Source organism: Gordonibacter sp., assembly GCF_036667095.1.
GTDB lineage: Bacteria > Actinomycetota > Coriobacteriia > Coriobacteriales > Eggerthellaceae > Gordonibacter.
Window position 1 is genome coordinate 1 of sequence record NZ_JAVWUP010000141.1, and the last position, 6583, is coordinate 6583.

A 6583-nucleotide genomic window follows, 5' to 3' on the forward strand; every position below is an offset into this window, starting at 1 on the left:
AGCTTTACCGCGCCGCCTGCGCTGGCTTTTTTCGGAGGGCGGCGGCATCTCCGTTGTTCAGCCCCCCTATAGCTGCACGATTCTTTCGTTACGTTGCCCTGCTGCAGCCCTACTGCAGCAGGGCTGCGCCGTCGCCACGCCGCTCTTTTCCTGCTTCTCCCTTGATTGTATACAATATTCAGTATACGATGCTTTCACCGCACGCAGGGAGCCTCCAAGGCTCATCTCTGTCGAAAGGATCGCGTTATGACCAAGTTTTCCCATGTCATCGTCCGCCGTCCCGCCCGCTCTCTGGTCGAGGGCATTACCTCTGCTCCCGAGCTGGGCCAGCCCAACTACGAGAAGGCGCTCAAGCAGCATGACAGCTACATCGCCGCTCTCAAGGAATGTGGCGTGGACGTAACCGTATTGCCTGCACTTGAGCAGTTCCCCGATTCCTGCTTCGTCGAGGACCCTGCGGTTATCACCCGCAAAGGTGCCATCATCACCAACCCGGGCGCCGACAGCCGCAACGGCGAAAAGGATGAGATCGAGCCGGCTGTGCGCCCATTCTTCGACGACGAGCACGTCGCGCATATCGTCAGCCCCGGCACGCTTGACGGCGGCGACGTTATGATGGTGGGCGACCACTTCTACGTGGGCCGCTCCGCACGCACGAACGCTGAGGGCATCCGCCAATTCTTTTCCATCCTTGAAGGTTGGGGCCTCGAGGGTTCCGAGGTGCCGCTGGAGTACGTGCTGCACCTAAAGACCGGCGTGAACTACCTAGAAGACGGCAACATGCTAGTATCCGGCGAGTTTGTAACAAAGCCCGACTTCGAGCAGTACCATCGCATTGAGATTCCCGAGAACGAGGCCTACGCCGCGAACTGCATCTGGGTAAACGGCACCGTCATTGTGCCAGAGGGCTACCCCACCGTGCTTGCAGCCGTGCAGGACGCCGGCTACAAAACCATCACGGTGGACACGTCTGAATACCGCAAACTTGACGGAGGGCTGAGCTGCCTGAGCCTGCGCTTCTAATCTAGCGGGCCCCGAGGGAAGCAGGTTACGGTTCCATGACCGATGGCGCGGGCTTTCTTCCTGCGATGCTATAGTTTTGCGGATTGAAAGGAGCTCGTATGAACTTCATCCTCCGCTGGCTGGTCACTGCTATCGCCGTAGGCGTGGCCGTATGGCTCGTGCCTGGCATCGACTTGGTCGGCGGCAACGAGGCATGGGTGGTCATCGCCGTCTTCGGCCTGATCTTGTCGCTGATAAACATTAGCATCAAGCCTATCATGCAGCTGCTCAGCCTGCCCATCAGCTTCATTACGCTGGGTATCTTCTACCTGGTGGTGAATACTGCGATGCTCTACCTGGCCGCATGGATGGCCAACGGCATCTTTCAGATGGGCATCGACATCGTCACCTTCGGCAGCGCGTTCGTTGCCTCTATCGTTATCAGTATTGTGTCTGCCATCATGAACTCTATCGTGGGCAAGGATTAAAAACTCGGAATCCTCTGCTGAAGCGCCCTTACGCGAACGGCCCCCTGTCTCCCCGGTTCAGGTAATCGGAGGCGGCGAGGGGCCGTTCGCGTAACAACAGAAAGCCTCCACGGCGCGCAGCAAGACACGCCCTACAATAGCAAGCGCACTATCCGCCTCGATGCGAGGCGGCTGCGCGCCCTACGCGGCGCCCACCCGCCTCGCATCCGCCTGTCACGTGAGGACCAAGCACCATGCAGCAACCGATAAGCGCCGACGAAACCTTCGTGCGGCGCATACCCAAAGACGCAGGCCGCGAACGGTCGCGCGGAGGAAAAGCCGCGCAGAGCGGAAAGCGAGCCGTGCGCCTGCTGGCACAGCTTGCGCTGATCGTTGCGGTGTACGCCGCAGGTTGCGCACTCGCTACCATGCTGCCCATCGCCTTGCCTGGCAACATTCTGGGAATGGTACTGCTTTTGGTCCTGCTGGGGACCGGCCTGTTGAAGGCCAAGCACGTCGGCGACGCATGCGATTGCCTCATCGACAACATGTCGCTGTTCTTCATCCCCGCGAGCGTGGCCATCATGGGCAGCATGGCGCTGCTCGAGGGCAATGTGCTGAAGTTCGTGCTGGTCTGCATTGTCACAACCGTACTCGTGTTCCTAGCGACAGCGTACACGGTCGTGCTCGTATCGCGCCTCATGGCGCGAGGCAAAGCCGTAGCATACGAAACAGAGGCCGGCAGCTGCCCCCTTGCCGACAAGGAGGCATGATGGCTATGCCCGACATCTCTCCCGCGTTCGTGCTGACGGCGCTGGCGGGCACGCTGGCCTCGTTTGCCGCATTCAAGCTCTCGGTGCTGCTGTACGAGAAGGTGAAGTCGCCGCTGCTCAATCCTTTGCTTGTAGCGGTAGCCTGCATAATCGCCACCCTGTGCGCCCTGCGCATACCGCTTGAGTCGTACGAGCAGAGCGTGCAGGTCATTTCGTTTCTGCTCGGACCGGCAACCGTGGCACTGGCCTACTCGGTATACCGGCAACGCCAGATGCTCAAAGAGCATTTCGTGCCCATCTTCGCGGGATGCTTGGTCGGATCGTTGGTATCCATGGCGAGCGCCTTCGCCCTTTGCAAGTTGCTGGGCTTGGACGATGCGCTTGCGCTGTCGTTCGTGCCCAAATCGGTGACCACGCCTATCGCCATCGCCGTGTCGGAGCAGTTGGGCGGTATCACGTCCATCACCGTGGCAGCCGTCATCGTCACGGGCATTATGGGCGCCATCTGCGCACCGCTGATGAGCCGTCTGTTCCGCGTGCGCAACCGCGTGGCGCGCGGCGTGGCTATCGGCACGTGCAGCCACGCCGTGGGCACAACGAAAGCTATCGAGATGGGCGAGCTCGAAGGGGCCATGAGCGGCGTGTCCATTGCCGTGTCGGGCCTGCTCACTACCGCGATAGTCGTGATAGCCACCTGCATTTGGTAGGGAGAGGCGACAGGGTGCGCTGGCCGGTAGGCCTCCTGAACATTAGAGCGCAATCCGGTAGATCTCACGAGCATCGTCCATGGTCAGCTTCATGAAGCTGCCGAAAGGCTCGCCCTTGTTCTCTTTGAGCGTAGGGATCATGCGCTCGATGTCATCCTCATGTACATCCAGCTCCTCCAGCGTTACCGGCATGCCGAGCGATGCGAAGAACCCACGGGTCTCGTCGATGGCCGACAGCGCGTCGGCATCCGCATCTCCCGTCGGCGCCAGGCCGAACACCTCGCGGCCGTAGTGGGCGAAACGTGCCGGATTCTGGGAGTACACGTACTCCATCCAGGCAGGGAACATGGCAGCAAGGCCGGCACCATGCGTGATCTCGGGATACAGCGCTGAAAGCTCGTGCTCCAAGCCATGGGTCGCCCAGTCCTCGTGGCGGCCGACACCGGCAAGTCCCTGATGACAGAGCATGCCCGCCCACATGACGTTCGCGCGAGCATCGTAGTTCTCGGGCTCCACCATGACGCGCGGCGCCTCGGCGCGCACGGTCTTCATAAGCGACAGGCACAGGTTGTCCGTAACCGGCACGGCCCCCACGTCATCGAAGAAGCGCTCCAGCAGATGGCAGAACATGTCGGTCAATCCGGCTGCCGTCTGGTACTCCGGCAAAGTGAACGTGAGCTCCGGGTTCATGAATGCCAGCTTCGGGCGCTGCGCATCGTTCGGGTAACCCGACTTCAGGCCCAGCTCGTCGTTGGACACGACCGTGTTCTTGGACGCCTCACTGCCCGCAGCCGGAATGGTCAGCACCACGGCGATGGGTAGCACGTCGTCGGTTTGCTGCTTCGTCTCGAAGAAATCCCATACGTCGCCGTCGTAACGAGCACCTACGGCGATAGCCTTCGCCGAGTCGATAACCGACCCGCCGCCGACGGCCAGTACCCAGTCGATGCCGTGCTCCTTGCAAAGCGCGACGCCTTCGCGTGCCAGACCAATCTCAGGGTTCGGACGGACCCCTCCCAGTTCCACCTGCTCGATGCCAGCCGCATCCAGCGATGCTTTCACGCGATCGATAAGCCCGCTTTTCACCGCACTTTGTCCGCCGAAGTGAACAAGCACCTTAGCTGCACCGCGCTGGGCCAGCTTCGCACCCACCTGCTCTTCAGCCCCACGCCCGAATACGAACTGGGTCGGCGACACGAATTCAAAGTTTTCCATGCGATCGAGTCCTTTTCACCTTGGCTCCGTTGAGTGATCTCAGTATAAACGCTTTCTCAGAGGCAGGCGAAGAGGGCCTTGCCGACGGCCTCCGAGAAAGCGCTCGCCCTATCCCAGCGCTACATCCAGCACCATCATAACCAGAAAGCCCGCCATAACGCCCAAGGTGCCTACGTTCGAGTGTTCTCCCAAATGGGCTTCGGGGATAAGCTCCTCCACCACCACGTACATCATGGCACCGGCCGAGAACGCCAGCATCCAAGGCATGTAGGGGGAAATAGCAGAAGCGAACAGCACCACCAGAATGCCGAATACCGGCTCGGCCAAACCCGACAGCGTACCCATGGCGAACGCCTTCGGCGCGCTCATACCCTCCTGCATCAGGGGTAGCGCCACCGCAGCGCCCTCGGGAATGTTCTGGATGCCGATGCCTATGGCCAGCGCAACGGCCATGCCGAACAAGGCCGGATCGCCGTTGTTCTGCGAGGCCATGGCAAACAGCAGGCCCACGCTCATACCCTCGGGGATATTGTGCAGCGTCACCGCGGTAAACAGCAGCGTCGAGCGGTTCCATGTACTGGGCAGCCCCTCGGCCTTCGCCTCGCCGGGATGCAAATGCGGCAGAATCTGGTGCAACACCAGAAGGAACACCACGCCGATCACAAATCCACCCGCCGCGGGAATCCAGCCTACTTGGCCCGCCTCTTCGGCGCGCTCGATGGCGGGAATGAGCAGCGACCATACAGCCGCCGCAATCATGACGCCCGCTGCAAACCCCAAAAACGCCCGCTGGAGCGCCATGCTGTTGCGCTTGCGCAGCAAGAACACCGAGGCGGCGCCGAGGGTGGTCATCAAGAAGGTGAAGCCGGTGCCAGCAGCGGCCCATAGGAGTGCAGTTTGCATACGTGCCTTTCTCTATCGTCTCTGTCGCCTCCTGTTCCCGGCGACAAGTTTGCAGTTTGCTCAAAAGCAGTGTAAACCTTTTCTTGCCAGGTGCCGATACCTTCCTTGCAGTACTGCCCTTTCGAGCAACGGGGACCGGCGAGAAACGGGGAGCGACGGGGACCGGCGAGCGACGGGGACCGGCAAAAAACGACGAGAAACAGCGAGACCGGGGAGCAAACCCCGGCCTCGTCGAAAGGAATACCGACAGTGCGCTTGGCGTATCCTTGAACCCACAAGCCCACCGTTTAGGTGGCGTCGCAATACATCACGAGACTGACAACTTGGCGAAGATAGTCTTTTTTCGTTTTTAATTGCGAGTCGTACTAGTACTGTCGGACAAATCGAATTATAGGCCATTTCCCCAGTAAACAGAACCCTTTTGGGTGCTTTTGTGCACCTGAGCAATGAAACCGTTACCATCGTCGACGACCTATCAACAACCAGCCAATCGACAGGAAACACGCCCAAGAAACTTCAGCCTCAGTGGCGAAACGCCCCATCGCTCAACCGGCTAGTTCTTTCCCTTTGCCGACGCTTTTGCCGATCTCTTGCTTTTCGGGTTCTTGGGCGCGTAGTCGCGCATGCCGGGGACGGCGCCTCCGGCGATAGCCCACAGGTACAAGCTGGCAAGGCTGCCGTAGGGAGAGTAGCGACGTTTGTATTTGGCGAACAGCTGCGGCGTGATACGGCGATGGTGATGCAGCATGCGCAAACCTCGCAGGATAGCTAGGTCGCCGAAGCTCATGATATCCGGACGTTGCATCGAGAACGTCATGAGCATCTCGGCCGTCCACACGCCGATACCCGGCAGCGCAGAGAGCCTGCGGCACACCTCGTCGTCAGGCAGGCTAGGCAGCGCATCCAGGTCGAGCTCGCCGGAGAGCGCGCAATCGGCTGCGCCTTTGATATAGGACACCTTGCGAAACGACAAGCCGAACTGCTGAAGCACGTCGTCAGGGCAGGCTGCAACCACCTCGGGCGTGATCTCGCCGAGTGCCCCGGTTATGCGCTTCCAGATGGTTTCCTGCGCTTTGGTGGCGATTTGCTGGCCCACGATGCAGTTCACGAGCGACGAGAACAGGTCGGGCGTCACTTCGCGCCGCACCGGGCCGATAGCATCAATCGCCTCCGCAAGCCGAAGGTCGCATGCTTTCAAGTAGGAGACCGCCTCATCGTCGTAGGCAAAATACAGCGGCTCTTGCTCCATGGCACCCTCCCTCTCGTCGGTCGCATCAGTATAGCGCACCCCTATTTTCCCGCAAAAAGGCCCGACCGGGGAGGGTGGTCGGGCCCGAAAGCGAAGGGCGACAAGGGAGTCGCCGCCCCTGCTCGAAGAAAAGGCGTTGCTTGACGGGAGCTCGCGCAGCTTGCAGCAGAGCGAGCATCCCCTTTGTGCCTGGCGCCGTGCCCTACTTGGTCGAGCGCTCGCGCAATTCGTGGCAGGTGCCGCACTGGAACGTGCCGCGATGGTGGC

General features: G+C 60.6%; 7 protein-coding genes. 4 read left to right on the forward strand and 3 right to left on the reverse strand.

Translation table 11 applies throughout. The annotated features are described in order from the left end of the window. Nucleotides 1-246: 246 nt before the first annotated feature. From RR842_RS10795 to RR842_RS10810, 4 genes are all read left to right on the forward strand, one after another. Nucleotides 247-1023 carry an arginine deiminase-related protein gene (locus RR842_RS10795; protein WP_332513987.1) on the forward strand — a complete coding sequence of 259 codons (777 nt, stop codon included), beginning with the start codon at nucleotides 247-249 and terminating at the stop codon, nucleotides 1021-1023. Nucleotides 1024-1121: 98 nt separating this feature from the next. Further along, a complete protein-coding gene (locus tag RR842_RS10800; RefSeq protein WP_332513986.1) occupies nucleotides 1122-1490 on the forward strand; it encodes a phage holin family protein in 369 nt (122 codons plus the stop codon). Between the two features lie 233 nt (nucleotides 1491-1723). Further along, nucleotides 1724-2242: a CidA/LrgA family protein gene (locus RR842_RS10805; RefSeq protein ID WP_332729728.1), complete on the forward strand. Its 519-nt coding sequence runs from the start codon at nucleotides 1724-1726 to the stop codon at nucleotides 2240-2242. 5 nt (nucleotides 2243-2247) lie between these two features. After that, nucleotides 2248-2949 carry an LrgB family protein gene (locus RR842_RS10810; protein WP_332513982.1) on the forward strand — a complete coding sequence of 234 codons (702 nt, stop codon included), beginning with the start codon at nucleotides 2248-2250 and terminating at the stop codon, nucleotides 2947-2949. 42 nt (nucleotides 2950-2991) lie between these two features. Here the strand turns inward: RR842_RS10810 and RR842_RS10815 are convergent, their stop codons facing one another. The 3 genes from RR842_RS10815 to RR842_RS10825 form a co-directional block, all read right to left on the reverse strand. Further along, entirely contained in the window at nucleotides 2992-4164 is a 1173-nt protein-coding gene (locus RR842_RS10815) for an iron-containing alcohol dehydrogenase (protein ID WP_332513980.1), read from the reverse strand. Between the two features lie 108 nt (nucleotides 4165-4272). Then, complete coding sequence (locus RR842_RS10820) at nucleotides 4273-5067, reverse strand: ZIP family metal transporter (protein WP_332513978.1); 795 nt, start codon at nucleotides 5065-5067, stop codon at nucleotides 4273-4275. 553 nt (nucleotides 5068-5620) lie between these two features. Next, nucleotides 5621-6316, reverse strand: a complete 696-nt coding sequence (locus tag RR842_RS10825) for a DNA-3-methyladenine glycosylase 2 family protein (protein ID WP_332522428.1) — start codon at nucleotides 6314-6316, stop codon at nucleotides 5621-5623. Between the last annotated feature and the right edge of the window lie 267 nt (nucleotides 6317-6583).

Bases quoted from the DNA above. Each gene is read 5' to 3' on its own strand.
- RR842_RS10795 (WP_332513987.1), top strand. From the start codon at position 247: ATGACCAAGTTTTCCCATGTCATCGTCCGCCGTCCCGCCCGCTCTCTG.
- RR842_RS10800 (WP_332513986.1), top strand. From the start codon at position 1,122: ATGAACTTCATCCTCCGCTGGCTGGTCACTGCTATCGCCGTAGGCGTG.
- RR842_RS10805 (WP_332729728.1), top strand. From the start codon at position 1,724: ATGCAGCAACCGATAAGCGCCGACGAAACCTTCGTGCGGCGCATACCC.
- RR842_RS10810 (WP_332513982.1), top strand. From the start codon at position 2,248: ATGCCCGACATCTCTCCCGCGTTCGTGCTGACGGCGCTGGCGGGCACG.
- RR842_RS10815 (WP_332513980.1), bottom strand. From the start codon at position 4,164: ATGGAAAACTTTGAATTCGTGTCGCCGACCCAGTTCGTATTCGGGCGT.
- RR842_RS10820 (WP_332513978.1), bottom strand. From the start codon at position 5,067: ATGCAAACTGCACTCCTATGGGCCGCTGCTGGCACCGGCTTCACCTTC.
- RR842_RS10825 (WP_332522428.1), bottom strand. From the start codon at position 6,316: ATGGAGCAAGAGCCGCTGTATTTTGCCTACGACGATGAGGCGGTCTCC.